Genomic DNA, 1,944 nt, shown 5'->3' with positions numbered 1-1,944 from the left:
TCCTTGGACGGGCCGCCCTCGACGAGGTAGGCGGCGAGGGTGAACGGTGCGCCGGCGAACCCGATGAGCGGGGTGGAGCCGAGTTCGGCCACCGTGCGGGCCACGCCCTCGGCGATGGGGGCGAGCGCGGCCGGATCCAGGGGACGCAGTGCGGCGACATCCTGTGCCGTGCGGATGGGCGTGCCGAGCACCGGGCCGCGACCCGGCACGATGTCCACGTCGACGCCGGCGAGCCGGAGCGGCACGACGATGTCGCTGAAGAAGATGGCCGCATCGACGTGGTGCCGCCGAACCGGCTGGAGCGTGATCTCGCTCGAGAGCTCCGGGTCGAGGCAGGCGTCGAGCATGGCCGTGCCCACCCGCAGCGCGCGGTACTCGGGAAGCGACCGGCCGGCCTGGCGCATGAACCAGACGGGTGTGGTCTCCGGGCGGTCGCCGCGGTAGGCCCTGATCAGGGGGGAGGCGGCCGTTCCGCCGTCGACGATGGGGTGGTGCGCAGGCAGGTTCACGTCCTTAAGTATGGGCGAGCGGCGCTGATCGGCCGCCCAGCCGGCTCGACGGCGAGCGGGCGTATGCTATCGAGGTGTTTCTCTGCCTCACCGCCAACCACCAGAACGCGAGCTTCGAGCTTCTCGAGAAGCTCTCGATCGGTGCGCCGCGGGCAGCAGGCATTCTGGTGCAGAACGGAGACTTCGTCACCGGAGCCGTCGTACTCGCCACCTGCAACCGCTTCGAGGCGTACCTCGAGATCGCGGAACCTCTCGCCACGGCGGACGAGTCGGTGGCCAGAACCGTTCGGGTGATCAGCGAGGCGAGCGGGATCGAGGCGGAGGAACTCACCGCCTCGGTGCGCGTGCTGCAGGGCGACGACGTGGCCAGCCACCTCTTCGCCGTGTCTGCGGGTCTCGAATCGGTGATCCTCGGCGAGGACGAGATCTCCGGCCAGGTGCGCCGGGCCCTCGAGGAGGCCCGCGTGGCCGGCACCACCTCGTCGGGCCTCGAGCGCCTCTTCCAGCGGGCGGCCCACACCTCCCGCGGCGTGAAGAACCGCACGGCCCTCGGCGGAGCCGGACGCTCGCTCGTTCGGCTCGCGCTCGAACTCACCTCGAGCCGCATCGCCGACTGGGCAGCCACCCGGGTTCTCCTCGTCGGCACCGGCCAGTACGCCGGCACCACGGTCGCCGCGCTTCGAGAACGTGGCGCATCCGATCTCACGGTGTTCTCGGCCTCCGGGCGCGCCCCGCGTTTCGCGCTGCGTCACGGGATGGTGGCCACCGACGATCTGCGGTCCGCCATCGCCGAGGCCGACGTCGTGATCACCTGCACCAGCACGAGCACGCCGGTCATCACGACGACCATCGTCGAGCAGGGGCGACGCCGCATCGTGATCGACCTCGGCCTCCCCCGCAACGTCGATCCGGCCATCGCCGCGATCCCCGGCATCGAGCTTCTCGACCTCGAGACCGTGAGCCTGCACGCCCCGCTCGAAGAGCTCAACGCCACGAGCGATGCCCGCGCCCTCGTGAGTGAGGCCGTGTCCGAGCATGCGGCCCAGACCGTCGAGCAACAGCTCACCCCGGCCATCGTGGCCCTTCGTGCGCACGTCTTCGGCCTGCTCGACGCCGAGATCGATCGGGCTCGCGCCCGCGGCGACAGCGACGGCCGCACCGAGGCGGCGCTGCGTCACCTCGCCGGAGTGCTGCTGCACACGCCATCTGTTCGGGCCCGGGAGCTCGCCCGCGCCGGCGAGGCCGCGTCGTTCAATGAGGCCGTGGTGGCCCTGTTCGGCATCGACCTCCCCGCCTCGACCGCGGCGCGGCCGAAGACCGACGGCATGCTCGACCTGCTCGCCTAGGTGTACTGCTCAGGGACGTTGGTTGATGTGTGATGTGTTGATATGAGGAAGACCTCCGGTGGAGGGTGGAGCTGTCTAGGTCCCATTCC

Annotated in this window: 2 protein-coding genes; one reads left to right on the top strand and one right to left on the bottom strand. The window is 70.6% G+C overall.

From position 1 onward, the window contains the following. Nucleotides 1–509 (bottom strand): uroporphyrinogen decarboxylase family protein (locus ACHZD8_RS04035; protein WP_394768866.1); only part of this gene is annotated, 509 nt, incomplete at its 3' end. Between the two features lie 74 nt (nt 510–583). Between ACHZD8_RS04035 and ACHZD8_RS04030 the strand changes: the two genes are divergently transcribed. After that, complete coding sequence (locus tag ACHZD8_RS04030; RefSeq protein ID WP_394768865.1) at nt 584–1,855, top strand: glutamyl-tRNA reductase; 1,272 nt, start codon at nt 584–586, stop codon at nt 1,853–1,855. Nucleotides 1,856–1,944: the final 89 nt, after the last annotated feature.

It is taken from the genome of Lacisediminihabitans sp. (assembly GCF_043726815.1).
Taxonomy (GTDB): domain Bacteria; phylum Actinomycetota; class Actinomycetes; order Actinomycetales; family Microbacteriaceae; genus Lacisediminihabitans.
This window is presented reverse-complemented; position numbering and strand designations above follow the sequence as displayed.